We start from the raw sequence: 17,942 nt of genomic DNA, 5'->3' as shown, positions 1-17,942 counted from the left end.
GGGAGCACCCATGGCCGACACACCCGCGCCGCAGGGCATCGAGAGCTACGGCTACCAACAGGAGTTGCGCCGTTCCCTGACCTTCACCGACCTGCTGGTCTACGGGTTGGTGTTCATGGTGCCGATCGCGCCGTTCGGCATCTTCGGCGGCGTCTTCCAGGGCTCCGGCGGCATGGTCGCGCTGGCGTACGTGCTGGGCATGGTGGCGATGATGTTCACCGCGCTGTCGTACGCGCAGATGTCCCGGGCGTTCCCGATGGCGGGCTCGGTGTACACCTACGCGGGGCGCGGGATCGGCGCGCCGGTGGGCTTCCTGTCCGGGTGGATGATCCTGCTGGACTACGTGCTGGTGCCGGGCCTGCTGTACCTGATCGCCGGGGTGGCGATGAACTCGCTGGTGTCCTCGGTGCCGGTGTGGCTGTGGGTGGTCGGGTTCGTGCTGCTGAACACCGCCGTCAACTACCTGGGCATCGAGACCACCGCCCGGGTCAACAAGGCGGTGCTGGTCGGCGAACTGGTGGTGCTGGCGCTGTTCGTGGTGGTCGGCGTGATCGCGCTGGCGAACGGCAAGGGCCGGGGCTTCGACTTCACGCCGCTGTACAACGGGCACACCTTCTCCTGGAGCCTGGCGTTCGGCGCGGTGTCGATCGCGGTGCTCAGCTTCCTCGGCTTCGACGGCATCTCCACCCTCTCGGAGGAGAACCGGGACTCGACGAAGGCCATCGGCCGGTCGATGGTGGCGGCGCTGCTGCTGGCGGGCACCCTGTTCATCGTGCAGACCTGGGTGGCCTCGCTGCTGGTGACCGACCCGGACGCGCTGATCCGCGACGGCGACCCGGGCGGCACCGCGTTCTACGACGCCGCGCGCACCGCGGCCGGCGGCTGGCTGGCCACCCTGACCGCCGCCGCGACGGCGGTGGCCTGGGGCTTCGCCAACTCGCTGGTGGCGCAGGCCGCGACCAGCCGGCTGCTGTTCGCCATGGCCCGCGACCGCCAGCTGCCGTCCTTCCTGGCCAAGGTCCACCCGACCCGCCGGGTGCCGGTCAACGCGACCCTGCTGACCGCCGGCGTCTCGCTGCTGCTCGGCCTCTACATGACCTCCCGGGACGACGGCATCACGCTGCTCAGCACCCTGGTCAACTTCGGCGCGCTGACCACCTTCCTGGTGCTGCACGTCGCCGTGGTGGTGCACTACCTGGTGCGCAACCGCAGCAGGGACTACTGGCGGCACCTGATCGCCCCGGTGATCGGCTTCGCCATCCTGGCGTACGTGGTCGTCAACGCGAACATCGCGGCGCAGCGGCTGGGCTTCGTCTGGCTGCTGGTCGGCGCGGTGGTGCTGACCGGCCTGGTCGTCACCGGCCGCACCCCGAAGCTGTCCGTCGCCAGTCCCGGGAACACCGCCGAGAACACCGCCGAGAACGTCACCGAGAACACCGCCGAGGAGACCCCGTGACCCTGCCCGAGACCGTCCGCCTCTCCCCCGGCCCGGAGGACTGGGCCTACACCTTCGGCGGGCGCGCCCCGCTGACGACGGTTCGGCCCGGCAGCATCGTGGAGCTGACCACCGAGGACTGCTTCGGCGGCAAGGTGCGCGGCGTGGACGACCTGCCCAGCCGGGTGTGCGTGTTCCCGTACCTCAACCCGGTGACCGGGCCGATCGCGGTGGCGGGGGCCGAGCCGGGGGACGTGCTGGCGGTGCACTTCGTGGAGATCACCCCGGCCCGGGACCGCGGCTTCTCCAGCACCTTCCCGCACTTCGGGGCGCTGACCGCCACCCACCAGACCGCGATGCTGCACCCGGCGCTGGAGGAGCGGGTCTGGGTGTACGACCTGGACGTGGCCGCGGGCCTGTGCCACTTCCGGGCCCGGAACTCCGACTTCGCGGTCGCGCTGCCGCTGGACCCGATGCACGGCACGGTCGGCGTGGCCCCGGCGGCCGGCGAGGTGCTGGCCTCGATCACGCCGGGCGCGCACGGCGGCAACCTGGACACGCCCGAGATGCGGGCCGGCACCACCGCGTACTTCGGCGTCAACGTGGACGGCGCCCTGCTGGCGATCGGCGACGGGCACGCCCGGCAGGGCGAGGGCGAGGTGTGCGGGACGGCCGTGGAGGCGGCGATGCGCACCACCGTGATCGTCGACCTGGTCAAGGGCGGCGGCCCGGCCTGGCCCCGGCTGGAGAACGACGACTACCTGATCAGCACCGGCTCGGCCCGCCCGCTGGAGGACGCGTTCCGGATCAGCCAGCACGACCTGGTCGGCTGGACGGCCGACCTGCTCGGCCTGGACCAGCTGGACGCCTACCAGCTGGTCAGCCAGGCCGGGCTGGCCCCGGCGGCGAACGTCTGCGACACCAACTACACGATGGCCGCCAAGCTGCCGAAGTCCGTACTGGGCCGGGCCCGGGCGTACGACGGCCTGCACGAGCGGCTGCGGGCGACCGCGGCGGCGTACCTGCGGAGCCGGTGACCCGGACCGCGGCGGCCTACCTGCGGAGCCGGTGACCCGGTGGGCCGGGCGGATCTGCGATCGTTGCAGGTGAAGGCACACGCGCGCGTGTGCGCACCCACCGCGGAGGAGCAGCAGTCGTGATCTTCATCGCCGTCAAGTTCACCGTCCGGCCCGAACACAGCGCGAGCTGGATCGAGCGGGTCGAGGAGTTCACCACCTCGACCCGCGCCGAGGAGGGCAACGTCTTCTTCGAGTGGTCCCGCAGCGTCGACGACCCGCACCAGTACGTGCTGCTGGAGGCGTTCCGGGACGGCGAGGCGGGCGCCCGGCACGTCGAGTCGGAGCACTTCAAGACCGCGATGGCCTGGATGCCGGACTTCATCGCCCGCACCCCGGAGATCGTCAACGTCGAGGTCCCCGGCACCGGTTGGAGCGCGATGGCCGAACTCAGCCCGCGCGGCTGAGCCTTCCGGCCGGCGCCTGACCCCGCGTCAGGCGCCGGCCGCCCGGTCCTGCTTCCGGGAGGCCAGCAGGCTGGCGACGGTGGTGACGGCCAGCACCACCACGATGAAGCCCAGCGAGAACGCGATGCCGATCTCCGGCACGTGCACGCCGCTCTCGTGCAGGGCGTGCAGGATCAGCTTGACGCCGATGAAGCCGAGGATCACCGACAGCCCGTAGGACAGGTAGACCAGCCTGGTCAGCAGGCCGCCGATCAGGAAGTACAGCTGGCGCAGGCCCATCAGCGCGAAGGCGTTGGCGGTGAAGACGATGTAGGCGTCCTGGGTGAGACCGAAGATCGCCGGGATCGAGTCGAGGGCGAACAGCATGTCGGTGGTGCCGATCGCCAGCATGACGGTCATCATCGGCGTCATCAGCCGCCTGCCGTCGATCCGGACGAACAGCTTGGTGCCGTGGTACTCGTCCGTGGACGGAACCCGCTTCTTGATCATCCGCAGCAGCCGGCCCTCCTCGAACTCCTCCTCGGTCTTGTCCTGCCCGGCCTCCCGCAGCAGTTTGACGGCCGTCCAGACCAGGAACGCGCCGAAGACGTAGAACACCCAGGAGAACTGGGCGACCAGCGCCGCACCACCGGCGATGAAGACCGCCCGCAGCACCAGGGCGATGATCACGCCGAACATCAGCACCCACTGCTGGTAGATCCTCGGCACCGCGAACTTGCCCATGATCAGGATGAACACGAACAGGTTGTCCACGCTGAGCGACTTCTCGGTGACGTACCCGGCGAAGAACTCCACCCCGGACTTCGATCCGGCGTACCCCCACACGAAGCAGCCGAACAGCCCCGCCAGCACCACCCACACGGCGGTCCAGACCCCGGCCTCCTTGATCGAGACCTCGTGCGGCTTGCGGCCCCCGATGAAGAAGTCGGCCACGATCAGCGCGACCAGCACCGCGATGGTGCCGGCCCACAGGCCCGCGGACACGTCCATGGCTGCTCCCCGGTATCCCGTCGTCCCGTCGGAAAGCCCCATCCTGACCGGCCGGAACCGCCCCGCCCGCACGACACACCCGGCCGGGCCTTCCGCCGGTGGACGGCGACGGCGGCCATTGCGGACGGAAAGTGGCCGCTGCGGCCCCTAGCGTGGCGGCAGGCCCCACCACCCACCGACGGGAGAACCCGCACCGCATGAACGACGTGCTGTCCGTCCGCACCCTGAACCGGACGCTGCTGGAGCGGCAGTTCCTCACCGAACGGACCGGGCTCGGCGTACCCGACGTGGTGGAGCGGCTGGTCGCGCTGCAGGCGCAGGAGCCGAACTGGCCCTACCTGGGGCTGTGGGCCCGGATCGAGGGGTTCCGGCGCGAGCGGCTGGCCGAGCTGCTCGCGGACGGGCGGATGGTGCGGGCGGCGTCGCTGCGCAGCACCCAGCACCTGTCCGGCGGGGCGGACTACGGGCGCTGGCGGCCGCTGCTGCAGCCGGTGCTGGAACGCACCTCGCGGGCCGGCTACTTCACCCCGGCCACCGACGGCCTCGACCTGGACGCGCTGGCGGCGGTCGGCCGGGAGCTGCTGGCCGGGCGGCGGCTCTCCCGGCAGGAACTCGCCACCGAACTGGGCGCCCGCTACCCCGGGCGGGACGGGAAGCTGCTGGCGGGCGCGGTGCAGCTGCGGGTGCCGGTGGTGCACGGGCCGGACAGCTCCGCCTGGGGCGGCTGGAGCCCCCGGACGAACACCTCGCTGACCCTCGCCGAACCGCGCCCCGGCGAGCTCTCGGCGGGCGCGGCGGTGCTCCGCTACCTGGCGGCGTTCGGCCCGGCCGGGGTGAAGGACTTCCAGGCCTGGTCCGGGCTGACCCGGATGCGGGCGGTGTTCGAGGAACTGCGGCCCGGGCTGCGGGTGCACCGCGACGAGCGCGGCACCGAGCTGTTCGACCTGCCGGACGCGGCGCCCGCCGACCCGGACCGGCCCGTCCCGGTGCGCTTCCTGCCCGCGTACGACAACCTGCTGCTCGGGCACGCGGACCGCACCCGGGTGCTCGCCGAGGCGGACCGGCCGCGGGTGATGCCGGGCGCGGCCCGGGTGCTGCCGACCTTCCTGCTGGACGGCTTCGTCGCGGGCACCTGGGCGGTGCGGGGCACGGAGCTGCTGGTCACCCCGTTCCGCCCGCTGCCCAACGGCGCCACCGGGCAGGTGGCGGCGGAGGCCGACCGGCTGGCGGCGTTCCTCGGCCCCGGGCAGCGGGTGGTGTTCACGGCGGCCGGCTGACCCGGGCGGCGCGGAAGGCGGCGGGCGCGGTACGGGCTCGGCCGACGACGGGCCCGGCCGAGGACGGGCTCGGTCGACGACGGACTCGGTCGAAGACGGGCTCAGTCGAGGACGGACTCCGCGATCCGCCGGGCGGCCTGGTGGGGCGTCAGGTGCGTGGTGTCGACGACCTCCGCCGCCTCGTGCAGCCAGCCCCGGGCCGCCTTCGCGTACGGCTCCAGGTACCTGAGCCGGAACGGGGAGTCCGGCCCGGTGACGGTGTCCCCCGCGATGCGTCCGCGCAGCGTCTCCCGGTCGGCGTGCAGCACGAAGTGCCGCACCGGGATGCCGTGTCCGGCCAGGCCCGCGGCGATCTCCCGCCAGTACTCCTCCACCAGCACGGTCATCGGCACCACCAGCGTGCCGCCGGTGTACTCCAGCACCCGCCGGGCGGTCTCCACCACCAGCGGCCGCCACGGCGGCCAGTGCTGGAAGTTGTCCGTCGCCGGGAGCCCCGGCGAGATGTCCATCAGCGTCTCGCCGACCTTCTCCGCGTCGAACACCCGCGAGTCCGGGAGCAGCCGCTGCACCAGCGCGCTCGTCGTGGTCTTGCCCGCCCCGTGGGTGCCGTTCAGCCATACGATCACCCGCCCAGGCTAGGGCCCGTACGCTCGTCCGGTCGGACGGGCCCCGGCCGGGGGGATCAGCGCAGGGTGCCGAGGTCCTTCGGGGTGCTAACGCCGTCGAAGGTCAGCAGGTGCCGGTCGGCGGTGACGGCGTACAGGTCGGGCCGGCCGTCGCCGTTGCCGTCGCCCGAACTGCCGAGCGTCGGGTACTCCGCGACCGGGAAGGTGCCGATCACCGTGCCCGTCGCGGGGTCGGCCAGCGCGGCGAAGTCGTACGCGCCGTCGGCGCCCTTGACGATCGGGTACGTGCGCAGCTCGCCGGTGGCCCGGTTGCGGGCCCAGAGCGCGAGCGAGCCGTCGGCCGCCTTGCCCGGGGCGATCAGGTCGTACCCGCTCCAGGCGCTCGCGGTCGAGATCCGCACGAACGTCGCGTAGTTGTACATGAAGCCGGGGTTGGTGTAGAGCCAGAGGCTGTCGTCCTCGACGGTGAGGACCGAGGTCCGCTGATCCGCTCCGAGCGCGCCCAGCGGCACCAGCTGGACGGCCTTCGACCAGTCGGGGTTGAAGCCCTCCGGGAGCACCGGCGGGTCGAACGGGTCCACGTCCCGCTCGACCGAGCTGTAGCCGCGGGTGAAGCCGCCCAGGTCGAAGTTGCGGTAGAGGGCGAGGCTGGCGCTGCCCGGCCGGTGGGCCATCAGGTCGTCCACGGGCGCGTGCGACTGGTCCCAGCCGCGGTGCAGCAGCTGCAGGCCGGTCCACCCCTCGCCGCCGGGGGCGCGGACGGCCGCGACGGTCGAGGTCGGCACGGTGGTGGTGGCGTCCGCGCTGATGACCTGGAGGTTGCCGGCTGCGTCCGGCAGCAGGATGTCCGGCACCCCGTCGCCGTTGACGTCGCCCGGGACCGCCGGCGGGTTCGGGTTCGAGGGCGCGTAGAAGGTGTAGCTGACCGGCTGGGTGGCGTTGCCCGCGTTGTCGAACGCCTGCACGGTGAGGACGTTGGTGCCCCACTGCGTCGGCCTCAGCTGGAACGTCGCGCCGCCGTCGGCGCCCGCCAGCGCGGTGCCCTCGCCCCGGCACGGCGAGCCGACGCTCAGCGTGCCGTTGAGGACGTACCGGTAGCAGGCCACGCCCGAGCCCTGGTCGGTGCCCTTGACGGTGAAGGTCCCGCTCTGGCCGGCGTACTTCAGCGGGGTTCCCCCGCTGCCGGACTCCGGGAAGTCGGTGGACCCGACGGTGAACTGCGGGGCGGTGGCGTCGATCCCGAAGTGGCAGACCGGGGTCGGCTGCCCGCCGCCCGGGCCGTAGTCGGGCCAGGCCTGCCAGGAGTAGCCGGCGCCCTCGGCGAGGCCCGTGGGCCGGACCTGGACGGTGCCGTCGGCGGCCGACTGGGCCGAGCCGTCAAAAACCTTGGCGCCGGCCGCGTTCCACACCTTGAAGCGCGTACCGGGCGCGGTGGTGCGGGCGGTAAGCACGGGCTCGGTGGTGGTGATCCAGCCCGGCACCGTGGTGTCGTCGCAGGCGTCGGTGGATCCGCCGGTGGCGAGCGAGCCCGGGGTCGGGACCGCCCTGGGGTCGGTCACGGCCGACTCCCCGCCCTGGGCCGTGGCCGCGGGCACGCCGACGGCCATCAGGACGACGGCGGTACCGAGGGTGGCGGCCAGGCGCCTGCCGATGGTGGTTGACATGCAGTTCCCCCCTGTTTTGAACGCGTTCGATCGCGCTGCGGGAGCACTCTGTCAGGGGACTGAATCGACGTCAACCGCATTTGGGCGCGGCACCGGCCCGCAGGCCGCGCGTCCCTCGGGGACGCGCGCGGACGGCGGGGAACGGGCCCCGGGCCTGCTCTTCGGGAACGGGTCTTCGGGACCGGCTCTTCCGGACCTGGCCTTCCGGACTTGGTCTTCCGGGCCTGGCCTTCCGGGCCTGGCCGGATCAGCGCCGTTCGAACGCCGCGTCCCGCGGTCGCACGTGCTCGCGCGGGCCCGCCGACCGCAGGACCACGTCCAGTACCCGGGCCGGGTCGGCCGCGTAGGCGTGCGAGAACCACGCCATGTTGGCCTCCACCACGGCCCAGCGGTGGCCCGGGCGGTAGGGGTCGAGCAGTTGGCCGACGTCCACGACCACGGCGCTGGGCAGGGTGGGTCCGGCTGCGGCGGCCAGTCGGTCGGCGAACTCCGCGAGCTGTGCGGCGGTGGAGCGGTCCTCCCGGTCCGGGCCGAGCGGGCGGGGGTCGAGCCGGCCGAACACCGCGTACCTGCTGGCCGCGGCGATCCGGCCGTCCAGCAGGAACAGCCGGTACTCGGCGGCGAAGGTCACCACCTCGGACAGCAGTACCGGGGTCGCCGGGTCCAGGTCGGCGGGCAGCCGGGAGCCGTCGCCGTGGACCTCGGCGGGGAAGGACTTGTCCCGGGGCGGCTTGACGAACGTCGGCCGGTCCAGCGCCCACGCGTCCGCGAGGGTCCCCGCCCGGACCTGACGGCCCGTGAACTCCTCCGGCAGCTCGGCGAGCCAGCCGTCCGTCGGTTCGAGCAGCGCGAACCCGAGCCGCCCCGCGAGCCGCGCCCCCGCGACCGGCCCGCCGTACCAGTACGCGGGGCCGGTCAGCCCGGGCTCCTCCGCCGCCCGGACGGGCATCCCCCGGCCCGCCGCCTCGGCGGCCAGCAGTTCCATCGTCGACGTCCGCCGCCCGGGCATGACCAGCACCGCGTTCTCCTCCCCCTGTTCCGCAAGTCCGCCACGTTAGTCCCACCGTGCCGCCCGCCGCACCTGACGGACTGTCATGCTGCCGGTCGGAGGGCAATCCCCCGTCGGTCGGGGCGGGGCCGACCCGGCTTCCTCCCCCGGGACGACCCGGGTCCCGGCCTCCTCCTTCCGGCGCGCGATGCCGGGGCCCGCCCGGAGCGGTGAGGCTGGGCGGTGACGAACCCCGACTGTCCGGTCACTCCCGAACAAGGAGAATCGTGTGAAGCAGTACCGAACGGGCGCCCGGCGACTGGCCGCCGCGCTGCTCGCGGGCGCGTCGGTGTTCGTCCTCGCCCCGACCGCCGGGGCCGCCCAGGCCACCGGAGCCGCCGGGGCCACCGGGGCCGCCGGGTTCGCGGGCCCCTCCTGGCCCGGGGCGAAGGTGCGGCCGGAGCAGCTCCAGCAGGGGCTGGACGCGCTGACCGGCGAAGGCGGCGCCAGTGCGGCGACCGGCGAACTGCGGCAGGACGGACGGGTGGTGTGGCGGGGGACCTCCGGCGTCGGCGACCTGGCCACCGGCGAACCCGCCCCGGTGGACGGCGCGTTCCGGGCCGGCAGCATCACCAAGACGTTCCTGGCGACGGTGGTCCTGCAACTGGTCGGCGAGGGCCGGGTCGGGCTGGACGAACCGATCGAGCGCTACCTGCCGGGCGTGGTGCCGAACGGCTCGGCGATCACGGTCCGTCAGGTCATGAACCACACCGCCGGGCTGTACGACTACACCCAGGACCCGCGGTTCGCCTACGACACCGAGGCCGACCAGCGCCGCCTGCTCGACCAGGACCGCTGGCGCACCTGGTCGGCGTCCGAGCTGATCGCCATCGGCCTCTCGCACCCGCCGTACTTCCCGCCCGGCCAGGGCTGGCAGTACTCGAACACCGACTACCTGCTGATCGGCGAGCTGGTGGAGAAGGTCACCGGCCACGACTGGCGCAGCGAGGTGCGCGGGCGGGTGATCCGGCCGCTCGGCCTGCACCGCACCTCGCTGCCGGGCACCGCCACCGGCATCCCGGGCCCGCACAGCCACGGCTACCTGCAGCTCTCCGACGGGCCCGCCGACGTCACGGAGTTCAACACCTCGGTGGCGGGCGCGTCCGGCGAGCTGATCTCCAGCAACGACGACCTGGCCCGGTTCGACGCGGCGCTGCTCGGCGGCCGCCTGCTCGCCCCGGCGCAGCTGGCCCAGATGACCACCACGGTGCCGGCCGACGTGCAGCCGCCGACCGACTACGGGCTGGGCCTGATGAAGCTGAAGCTGTCCTGCGGCAACGTCTGGGGCCACCCGGGCGGGATCTACGGCTACACCACCTACCTGTTCGGCGACCGGGCGGGCCGCCGGCAGGTCTCGGTCTCGGCGAACCCGTACGACCAGGCGAAGGGCGCCGCGTTGACGCCCGCCGCGGTCGCCCTGGTCGACCTGGCCTTCTGCGGACCGGCCGGGTCCTGAGCCGGAGCCCTGAACCGGGGACCTGAACCGAAGTCCTCCTCCGCTGCGCCGAGTTCGGAGTCCTCCCCCGCCGCCGCGGAGGAGGACCCGGCCCGGGGGCGTCCCGGCCCTGTGGTTGCGGGACGCCCCCGGGAGAGGTGGGGGGTCAGAGGCCGGTGCCGTAGTAGCCGCCGACGGTGCGGCGGTACTCGGGGTCTCCGGCGTGGGACTCGTGGTGGTACTCGGGGGCGTTCTTGATCTCGTCCTTGGTGCGGCCGACCCAGACGGTGCGGGCCTCCTCGTCGATCCGGCGGATGGTGCCCGCGGGGAGCAGGACGGTGCGGCCGAAGATCCACGGGCCGGTGTCGACCACGATGTGGCCGTCCTCGGCCTCGTAGGAGTGCTTGTCGACCTTTCCGATGTGCCCGTCGGCGGCCTCGACCCGGAACCCGGTCAGGTCGACGCCCGGCCGGTGGCCCTCGGCGTTCTCGTAGCCCCACATGCCGTCGCTCACAACTGCCTCCTTCGTGAGGGGAGTTCGTCGTTCTGCGGGTCGGCTGCCCGGCTTCACGGCGAGTATGCGCGGCTTTTGCGGGAGTTTGGCCGTTCCCGTTCCCGGTCCGGGCCCGGGGTCCGGGGTCCGGGGTCCAGGTCAGGAGGGGGTGGGGTCGGCGGGTTCGAGGCGGGCGAGCCAGTCGGTGAGGAGGGCTTCGAGCCGGTCGGCCTCGGCGGGGGTGAGGGTGGCGAGGAGCCGGTGCTCGTTGCGGATGTGGTCGGTGAAGGCGCGGTCGATCAGGTCGCGGCCGGCGTCGGTGAGGGCGACGACCCGGCCGCGGCGGTCCTCGGTGGCGGTGCGGCGGGTGACCAGGCCGGCCCGTTCGAGGCGGTCGATGCGCTTGGTGACGGCGCCGGTGGTGACCATGGTGTGGGCGGCGAGTTCGCCGGGGGCGCGTTCGTAGGGGGCGCCGGCCCGGCGGAGGGCGGCGAGGACGTCGAACTCGCCCTCACCGAGGTCGTAGCGGGCGTAGACGGCGCAGAGCTCGTGGGTGAGCAGGGTGGCGACCCGGTGCAGGCGGCCGATCACGCCCTGCGGGGCGACGTCCAGGTCGGGGCGTTCGCGCTGCCAGGCGGCCTGGATCCGGGCGACGTGGTCGAGGGGCTGCTCCATGACCCCAGCATAGCGGTGGTGTTTTCCGTGGAAGCTATATTGTCTTCCATGGAAGCGATAATCCGGTGGGGTGTCCCGACCGCCCTCGCCCCGGTGGCCTGGGGCGCCAACTACTACGTCACCCACCGCTACCTGCCGGCCGGCGCGCCGCTCTGGGGCGCGGCCCTGCGCGCCCTCCCGGCCGGGCTGCTGCTGCTCGCCGCGGCCCGGCGGCTGCCGCGCGGCGCCTGGTGGTGGCGCTCGGCGGTGCTCGGGGCGCTGAACACCGCCGCGTTCTTCGTCCTGGTCTACCTGGCCTCGCAGTGGCTCCCGGCCGGCACCGCCGCCATGGTGATGGCGCTCTCCCCGCTCGCCCTGATGCTCTGCGCCTGGCTGCTGGCCGGCGAACGCCCGCTGCCCGCGCAACTGGCGGGCGGCGCGGTCGGCGTCGGCGGGGTGGTCCTGATGCTGGCGGGCGACCCGGGCCCGGCGGGCGGCGGCGGTGGCGCCGTCGGCACCGGCGGCGCGAGCGGTGCGGACGGCCTGCCCGGGCTGCTCGCCTCACTGGGGGCGCTGCTCGCCTCCTCGGTCGGCTACGTGCTCGCCAAGCGCTGGGCGGCGCCCGCGGACGGCGGCGGCACTCCGGGCGTACTGGCCTCCACCGCCTGGCAGTTGACGCTCGGCGGCCTGCTCCTGCTGCCGGTCGCCGCACTGGCCGAGGGGGCGCCCCCGGCGCTGGACGGCGGCGCGCTGGCGGCCTTCGGCTACACCTCGCTGGTCGCCACCGCCCTGGCCTTCCTGGTCTGGTTCACCGGCCTGCGCAGGCTGCCCGCCGCGACCGTCGGCCTGATCGGCCTGCTCAACCCCGTCACCGGCGTCCTGCTCGGCACCGTCCTGGACGGCGAACCGCTGGGCCCCGCCCGGCTCGGCGGCATGGCGCTGGTCGCCGTCGGCGTCCTCCTCGGCCGCCCGCGCCCCGACGGGGCGTCACCCCGCGCCCGGGCCGGCCGGCCCGGCGTCCCGCCCGCCCGCCGGGCGGCGGCGACGGCTGCGCAGGGGTGCGAGCCTCCGCCCGAGGCGTGAGCGTGAACGGGAGCAAGAACAGGAGCGGGAGCGGGAGCGGGAGTTGGGGCCGGAGTCGGGCCGGGCCGGGGCCGGGGCTCAGGGGCGGACCGGGCCCGCGCCGGCACCGGTCGCGGTGATCGCGGCGGTGATCGCGTCCCGGTCGGCGTCGGTCAACTCCAGGGATCCGGCGCCGATCCAGTCGTCGACCTGGCCGGGGCGGCGGGCGCCGACGATCGTGCCGGTGACGCCGGGCCAGGCCAGCGTCCAGGCGAGGGCGACCGCGGAGACCGTGGTGCCGTGCGCCGCGGCGATCGGGCGCAGGGCCTCGACCAGGGCGAGGTTGGCGGCGAGGCCGGTGGTGAACTCGGGGAAGCCCTTGCGCCAGTCGTCGTCCGGCAGGGCCGCGACCCGCTCGGCGCTGAACGTCCCGGTCAGCAGCCCGGAGTGGAGCGGCTGGTAGACGATCGCCCCGGTGCCGTGGGCGTGCGCCCAGGCGAGTTCGGGCGCGGCCTCCCGGTGCAGCAGGCTGAACTGGGGCTGGATCGCGTCGACGTGCGCGACCGCCTCGGCGGCGGCCAGCTGCGCGGCGTCGTGGTTGGACAGCGCGATCGCCCGCACCTTGCCCTCGGCCTTCAGCTCGGCCAGCGCCGCCCAGTACTCCTCCAGGGCGGTGGCGTGTCGGGCGGTGGCGGCCGGGTCCTCGTCGGGGCCGAAGGTCAGCAGCGCGCCGTCGCCGGGCCAGTGCGCCTGGTAGAGGTCGATCCGCTCGACGCCCAGGCGGCGCAGCGAGTCCTCCAGTTCGGCCCGGATGCTGGCGGGCTTGAGCAGCTTGCGCGGGGCGGCGAACGGGTCGGGTTCGTCCCAGACCAGGCCGGCCTTGGTGAAGACGTACGGGCGTTCGGCTTCCGGGAGGGCGGCGATCGCCTTGCCGACGACCTCCTCGGAGTGGCCGAGGCCGTAGGCGGGGGCGGTGTCGATCCAGTTGACCCCGGCCTCGACGACCCGGTGGATGGTGGCGACCGAGTCGGCGTCGTCCTGGGCGCCCCAGGCGAAGCCCCAGCCGGCCCCGCCCAGCGCCCAGGCGCCGAAGCCGATCCGGCTGATGTCGAGGTCCGTGCCACCGAGGCGGGTGGTGGGCAGAGCGTCCATGACTGCGGGTTCCTCACGTTGCGTTCGGGTGTCCGGGTGGTGCGCCCCCCATCCTCACGACCGCGCCCGGCCGCACCCAGGGCTCCGTTCGTCCCCGGTACCGCCCGTCCTGGGTCTGCCGGAACCCCCTTCGGGCCGGGCCCGGTTGCCCGGGACCGGTTCGCCGGGCCCGGTTCAATAGGATCGTGGCCATGAACCGACGAGCCGACCTCGGTGCCTTCCTGCGCTCCCGCCGTGCCCGGATCCGCCCGGAGGACGCGGGGATCCGGGGTTTCGGCGAGCGGCGGCGGGTGCCGGGGCTGCGCCGCGAGGAGGTGGCCCAGCTCGCCGGGGTGAGTGCCGACTACTACACCCGGTTCGAGCAGGGCCGGGCCGAGAACGTGTCCGACGCGATCGTCGACGCCGTCGCCCGGGCGCTGCGCCTGGACGCGGTCGAGACCGGCCACCTGCACCGGCTGGTGCGGGCCGGCGGCGGGCTGCTGCCGACGCCCGTGCAGCAGGTGCGTCCGGGCCTGCGCAGGCTGATGGACTCGATGCCGCACACCCCGGCGTACGTGGTGGGCCGCCGCACCGACGTGCTGGCCTGGAACGCGCCGATGGCCGCCATGATGATCGACTTCGCCGCGCTGCCGCCCGAGCGGCTCAACAAGGCGTGGCTGGTCTTCTGCCACGAGGAGCTGGGCAGCCGCTTCGTCGACCGGGAGGCCAAGGCCCGCGACATCGTCGCTTACCTGCGCCTGGACCTCGGCCGCCACCCGGGGGACCCGGCGTACCCGGCGCTGATCGGTGAACTGTCGGACGCCAGCCCGGAGTTCCGGCGGCTGTGGGAGCGGCAGGAGATCCGGGAGAAGACCCACGGCAGCTACCACCTGCGCCATCCCGCGGTCGGTGAGTTCACCGTCGCCTACGAGAGCCTGACCCTGCCCGGCGATCCCGACCAGACCCTGGTCACCTACACCGCCGAGGAGGGCTCCCCCTCCCAGGCCGCCCTGCACGTCCTCGCCGAGCTCGCCGAACGCCCCCTCGCCCCGGCTGTCCCGGACGTCTCCTGAACCTCCCGCCACGGCCCGCGCGAGCCCGCACCGGTCCGCGCGGACCCGCACCGGCCTGCGCGTTCCGGCAGGTCCTGACGGTGCGTCAACTCGCGTTCATGACAGGCGGGTGACAGTTCCATGGCGGGTCCCGCCCGCCCCCTACCCGGGGGTCACTTCGCGGACTAGCGTGCGCCCGGACTTCCGATACCCCCTGTCAGGAAGAGGCCCAGGTGCCCGCTGCCCCCCGCCCCCGCCGACTGCGTTCGGCCGCCCTCGCCGTCCTCGCCTCCGCCGCGCTGCTGCTCGGCGCGCTCACCGCCCAGCCGGCCGCCGGGGCCGCCGCCGGGCCCGCCCCCGCCGCCGGGGACCCGTGCCTGGGCCAGTGCCAGGACGTCCTGACGGCGGGTGAGAACGGCCACGCCACGCTGGCCGGGATCCTGCTGCACCAGAGCGTGGGGACCCGGCCCGCGCACTCCGCCGACCAGGTGGACGAGTACGACGCGCTGCTGCACGACTACAGCGGCCTGACGCCGGACCAGCTGTCGGCGTACTTCAACGACGCCTCGTTCGGGGTGCCCGCCGGGCAGGTGGAGAGCACCACGACGCCGCGCCCCGGGGTGACCATCACCCGGGACAAGGCGACCGGCACCCCGCACGTCAAGGGCGTGACCCGCTCGGACACCGAGTTCGGCGCCGGGTACGCGGCCGGGCAGGACCGGCTCTGGCTGATCGACGTGCTGCGGCACGTCGGCCGCGGGCAGCTGTCCTCGTTCGCGGGCGGCGCGGCGGGCAACCGGGAGCTGGAGCAGAGCCTGTGGGCGGTCGCCCCGTACACCGAGGCGGACCTGCAGCAGCAGATCGACCGGGTGAAGGCGTCCGGCCCGCGCGGGGCGCAGGCCTGGCAGGACGTGCAGGACTACGTGGCGGGCCTGAACGCCTTCGCGGCGGCGGACGTCGCGGCGAACACCTACCCGGGCGAGTACGTGCTGACCGGGCACGGCTCGACCATCGCCCCGTTCACGGCCACCGACGTGGTGGCGATCTCCTCGGTGATCGGGGCGATCTTCGGCGGCGGCGGGGGCGGCGAGGTCGGCAACGCGCTGGCCCGGATCGCGCTGCGCCAGCAGTACGGCACCGAGGCGGGCGACCGGGCGTACGCGGCCTGGCGGGCCGAGGACGACCCGGAGGCGACGCCCACCGTGCACGACGGCACCACCTTCCCGTATGCGGCCTCGCCCGCCGCACCGGTGGGCACCGCGCTGCCGGACCCGGGCTCGGTCGCCGAGGTGTCGCACACCGCCAACGGGACGGGCACCGGGGCCGCCGTGGCGGGAGCCGCCGTGGCGGGAGCCGCCGAGGGCGTGCTGCCCGCCGACCTGATCACCGCGAAGAAGGGCATGTCGAACGCCCTGCTGGTGTCCGGCGCGCACACCGCCTCCGGGCACCCGGTCGCCGTGTACGGCCCGCAGACCGGCTACTACGCGCCGCAGATCCTGATGGTGCAGGAACTGGACGGGCCGGGCCTGCGCAGCCGGGGCGCGTCCTTCCCGGGGCTGAGCTTCTACGTGGAGATCGGCCGCGGCCTGGACTACTCGTGGAGCGCGACCTCCGCCAACCAGGACATCACCGACACCTTCGCGGTCGACCTGTGCGAACCGGGCGGCGGCACCCCGTCCACCTCCTCGACCGGCTACCTGCTGGACGGCGCCTGCACCCCGTTCGAGCGGCTGGTCCAGCACGACGCCTGGCAGCCGAGCACCGCGGACTCCACCGCGGCGGGCGCCTACGACCTGGTGACGCTCCGTTCGGCGTACGGGCTGGTGACCCACACCGGGACGGTCGGCGGGCGGCCGGTGGCGTACACCGCGCTGCGCTCCACCTACCGGCACGAGGTGGACTCGGTGATCGGCTTCCAGCAGTTCAACGACCCGGCGGCGATCACCTCGGCGGCGGCCTTCCAGCGCGCCGCGCAGGACATCGGCTACACCTTCAACTGGTTCTACGCGGACGCCGACCACACCGCCTACTACAACTCCGGCACCGAGCCGCTGCGCGCCCCCGGCACCGACCCGGACCTGCCGGTCCTGGCCCTGCCGGCCTACACCTGGCAGGGCTGGGACAAGGCCGCCAACACCTCCGCGGTCGAACCGGCCGACCGGCACGCACACTCCACCGACCAGGACTACTACGTCAGTTGGAACAACAAGCAGGCCCCCGGCTTCACCTCGGCCTGGGGCAACGGCGCCGTCCACCGGGCCGACCTGCTGGACAGCCGGGTGAAGGCGCTGGTGCAGCGCGGCGCCGTCACCCGCACCGACCTGGTCAAGGCGATGGAGGACGCCGCCAACGTCGACCTGCGGGCCGAACGGGTGCTGCCCGAACTGCTCGCGGTGCTGGACTCGGCGCCGGTCACCGACCCGGCGGCGGCGGACGCGATCGCCGAGTTGCGGGCCTGGGCGGCGGGCGGCTCGCACCGGCGCGAGGCGGCCAAGGGCGCGGGCGTGTACACCGACGCGGAGGCGATCCGGGTGCTGGACGCCTGGTGGCCGCTGCTGGTGGAGGGCGAGTTCCGGCCCGGCCTGGGCGATCCGGCCTGGCAGGCGCTGACGGCCGTCGCCCCGATCAACGAGACGCCCTCCGGCGGGCAGTTGGGCGCCACCTCCGGCGGCAGCGACATCGCGGCCGGCCAGGCGCACAAGGGCTCGGCGTTCCAGCACGGCTGGTGGTCGTACGTCGACAAGGACCTGCGCACGGTGCTCGGCCGCCCGGTGGCCGGCCCGCTGGACCGGGCGTACTGCGGCGCCGGCACGCTGAGCGCCTGCCGCCAGGTGCTGCTGACCACGCTGGCCCGGGCGGTGGCCACCCCGGCCGCCACCACCTACCCGGCCGACAAGTACTGCGCGGCGGGCGACCAGCTGTGCGCCGACTCGATCGTGCACCGGGCGATGGGCGGCATCACCGTCCCGCGGATCGCCTGGCAGAACCGGCCCACCTACCAGCAGGTGGTGGAGTTCCCGGCCCGCCGCACCGACGACCTGACCGACCTGGCCCGCGGCGCGACCGCCACCGCCTCCGACTACCAGGACGCGGTGGTCGTCGCCTACCCGCCCAAGCAGGCCGTCGACGGCGACACCGGCACCCGCTGGGCCTCCAAGACGGTCGCCACCGCCTGGCTGGACGTCGACCTGGGCAGCGTCCGCAAGGTCGGCCGGGTGGTCCTGGACTGGTCCGACCAGTACGCCACCGCCTACCGGATCGACGTCTCCACCGACGGCGCCGCCTGGCGCACCGTCTACTCCACCACCACCGACCGCGGCGGCCTGGAGAACCGCTCCTTCACCCCGGTCGACGCCCGCCACGTCCGGGTGGTGATGCTGGCCCGCGGCACCGACAACCGCTACTCGATCGACGAGGTCTCCGTGTACGGGAAGTGACGACCCGTCGGGCCCCGGGCCCCGGACGCCGACCGCGTCCGGGGCCCGGGCTCAGTCCGGGTAGTGGCAGGCCGCGGTGTGGTCGACGCCCGGGGCCGCGGGCAGGGCGGGGGGTGGCTCGGTGGCGCAGCGGTCGCGTTGGGCGGGGGTGAGGG

General features: G+C 74.2%; 15 protein-coding genes. 8 read left to right on the top strand and 7 right to left on the bottom strand.

Annotation, left to right across the window (positions count from 1 at the left end; genetic code table 11):
* Positions 1-10 precede the first annotated feature (10 nt).
* The 3 genes from IH44_RS0125280 (at position 11) to IH44_RS0125270 (ending at position 2,918) form a co-directional block, all read left to right on the top strand.
* Complete coding sequence (locus tag IH44_RS0125280) at positions 11-1,456, top strand: APC family permease (protein WP_030462016.1); 1,446 nt, start codon at positions 11-13, stop codon at positions 1,454-1,456.
* Complete coding sequence (locus IH44_RS0125275) at positions 1,453-2,472, top strand: acetamidase/formamidase family protein (RefSeq protein ID WP_030462015.1); 1,020 nt, start codon at positions 1,453-1,455, stop codon at positions 2,470-2,472. The genes IH44_RS0125280 and IH44_RS0125275 overlap by 4 nt, the downstream gene beginning before the upstream one ends.
* A gap of 119 nt (positions 2,473-2,591) precedes the next feature.
* On the top strand, positions 2,592-2,918 hold the full coding sequence (locus tag IH44_RS0125270) for a putative quinol monooxygenase (protein ID WP_030462014.1): 327 nt from the start codon (positions 2,592-2,594) through the stop codon (positions 2,916-2,918).
* 27 nt (positions 2,919-2,945) lie between these two features.
* Here the strand turns inward: IH44_RS0125270 and IH44_RS0125265 are convergent, their stop codons facing one another.
* Positions 2,946-3,908 carry a TerC family protein gene (locus IH44_RS0125265; RefSeq protein WP_030462013.1) on the bottom strand — a complete coding sequence of 321 codons (963 nt, stop codon included), beginning with the start codon at positions 3,906-3,908 and terminating at the stop codon, positions 2,946-2,948.
* Between the two features lie 197 nt (positions 3,909-4,105).
* Here IH44_RS0125265 and IH44_RS0125260 point away from each other — a divergent pair, with 197 nt between their 5' ends.
* Positions 4,106-5,185 (top strand): winged helix DNA-binding domain-containing protein, encoded by a 1,080-nt coding sequence (locus IH44_RS0125260; RefSeq protein WP_030462012.1) that lies wholly within the window; start codon positions 4,106-4,108, stop codon positions 5,183-5,185.
* 101 nt (positions 5,186-5,286) lie between these two features.
* On the opposite strand, the gene IH44_RS0125255 is transcribed toward IH44_RS0125260, so the two are convergent.
* From IH44_RS0125255 to IH44_RS0125245, 3 genes are all read right to left on the bottom strand, one after another.
* A complete protein-coding gene (locus IH44_RS0125255; protein ID WP_030462011.1) occupies positions 5,287-5,811 on the bottom strand; it encodes an AAA family ATPase in 525 nt (174 codons plus the stop codon).
* 56 nt (positions 5,812-5,867) lie between these two features.
* Positions 5,868-7,475 (bottom strand): hypothetical protein, encoded by a 1,608-nt coding sequence (locus tag IH44_RS0125250; protein WP_030462010.1) that lies wholly within the window; start codon positions 7,473-7,475, stop codon positions 5,868-5,870.
* 247 nt (positions 7,476-7,722) lie between these two features.
* On the bottom strand, positions 7,723-8,460 hold the full coding sequence (locus IH44_RS0125245) for an ATP-grasp domain-containing protein (protein ID WP_030462009.1): 738 nt from the start codon (positions 8,458-8,460) through the stop codon (positions 7,723-7,725).
* Positions 8,461-8,752: 292 nt separating this feature from the next.
* Here IH44_RS0125245 and IH44_RS41390 point away from each other — a divergent pair, with 292 nt between their 5' ends.
* The gene (locus IH44_RS41390; RefSeq protein ID WP_051817296.1) at positions 8,753-9,979 is read left to right on the top strand and encodes a serine hydrolase; all 1,227 of its coding nucleotides are present in this window, start codon (positions 8,753-8,755) and stop codon (positions 9,977-9,979) included.
* A gap of 145 nt (positions 9,980-10,124) precedes the next feature.
* Here IH44_RS41390 and IH44_RS0125235 read toward each other — a convergent pair whose 3' ends face one another.
* Positions 10,125-10,472, bottom strand: a complete 348-nt coding sequence (locus IH44_RS0125235) for a hypothetical protein (protein ID WP_030462007.1) — start codon at positions 10,470-10,472, stop codon at positions 10,125-10,127.
* 138 nt (positions 10,473-10,610) lie between these two features.
* Positions 10,611-11,126, bottom strand: a complete 516-nt coding sequence (locus tag IH44_RS0125230; RefSeq protein ID WP_030462006.1) for a MarR family winged helix-turn-helix transcriptional regulator — start codon at positions 11,124-11,126, stop codon at positions 10,611-10,613.
* Positions 11,127-11,174: 48 nt separating this feature from the next.
* Here IH44_RS0125230 and IH44_RS0125225 point away from each other — a divergent pair, with 48 nt between their 5' ends.
* Positions 11,175-12,188, top strand: a complete 1,014-nt coding sequence (locus IH44_RS0125225; RefSeq protein ID WP_081967105.1) for a DMT family transporter — start codon at positions 11,175-11,177, stop codon at positions 12,186-12,188.
* Between the two features lie 78 nt (positions 12,189-12,266).
* On the opposite strand, the gene IH44_RS0125220 is transcribed toward IH44_RS0125225, so the two are convergent.
* Positions 12,267-13,319, bottom strand: coding sequence for an aldo/keto reductase (locus IH44_RS0125220; RefSeq protein WP_030462004.1), 1,053 nt, complete (start codon positions 13,317-13,319; stop codon positions 12,267-12,269).
* A 191-nt stretch (positions 13,320-13,510) separates the two neighbouring features.
* Here IH44_RS0125220 and IH44_RS0125215 point away from each other — a divergent pair, with 191 nt between their 5' ends.
* Positions 13,511-14,371, top strand: coding sequence for a helix-turn-helix transcriptional regulator (locus tag IH44_RS0125215; RefSeq protein ID WP_030462003.1), 861 nt, complete (start codon positions 13,511-13,513; stop codon positions 14,369-14,371).
* A 212-nt stretch (positions 14,372-14,583) separates the two neighbouring features.
* The gene (locus IH44_RS0125210; RefSeq protein ID WP_030462002.1) at positions 14,584-17,787 is read left to right on the top strand and encodes a penicillin acylase family protein; all 3,204 of its coding nucleotides are present in this window, start codon (positions 14,584-14,586) and stop codon (positions 17,785-17,787) included.
* Positions 17,788-17,942: the final 155 nt, after the last annotated feature.

Source organism: Kitasatospora sp. NRRL B-11411 (assembly GCF_000721345.1).
GTDB lineage: Bacteria > Actinomycetota > Actinomycetes > Streptomycetales > Streptomycetaceae > Kitasatospora > Kitasatospora cineracea.
Note: the sequence above shows the minus strand (reverse complement) of the source record. Positions and strands in the feature narration are given on the sequence as shown.

Coding starts and splice junctions, on each gene's coding strand:
- IH44_RS0125280 (WP_030462016.1), top strand. CDS start 11: ATGGCCGACACACCCGCGCCGCAGGGCATCGAGAGCTACGGCTACCAA.
- IH44_RS0125245 (WP_030462009.1), bottom strand. CDS start 8,460: ATGGAACTGCTGGCCGCCGAGGCGGCGGGCCGGGGGATGCCCGTCCGG.
- IH44_RS0125250 (WP_030462010.1), bottom strand. CDS start 7,475: ATGTCAACCACCATCGGCAGGCGCCTGGCCGCCACCCTCGGTACCGCC.
- IH44_RS0125220 (WP_030462004.1), bottom strand. CDS start 13,319: ATGGACGCTCTGCCCACCACCCGCCTCGGTGGCACGGACCTCGACATC.
- IH44_RS0125215 (WP_030462003.1), top strand. CDS start 13,511: ATGAACCGACGAGCCGACCTCGGTGCCTTCCTGCGCTCCCGCCGTGCC.
- IH44_RS0125260 (WP_030462012.1), top strand. CDS start 4,106: ATGAACGACGTGCTGTCCGTCCGCACCCTGAACCGGACGCTGCTGGAG.
- IH44_RS0125225 (WP_081967105.1), top strand. CDS start 11,175: ATGGAAGCGATAATCCGGTGGGGTGTCCCGACCGCCCTCGCCCCGGTG.
- IH44_RS0125265 (WP_030462013.1), bottom strand. CDS start 3,908: ATGGACGTGTCCGCGGGCCTGTGGGCCGGCACCATCGCGGTGCTGGTC.
- IH44_RS0125230 (WP_030462006.1), bottom strand. CDS start 11,126: ATGGAGCAGCCCCTCGACCACGTCGCCCGGATCCAGGCCGCCTGGCAG.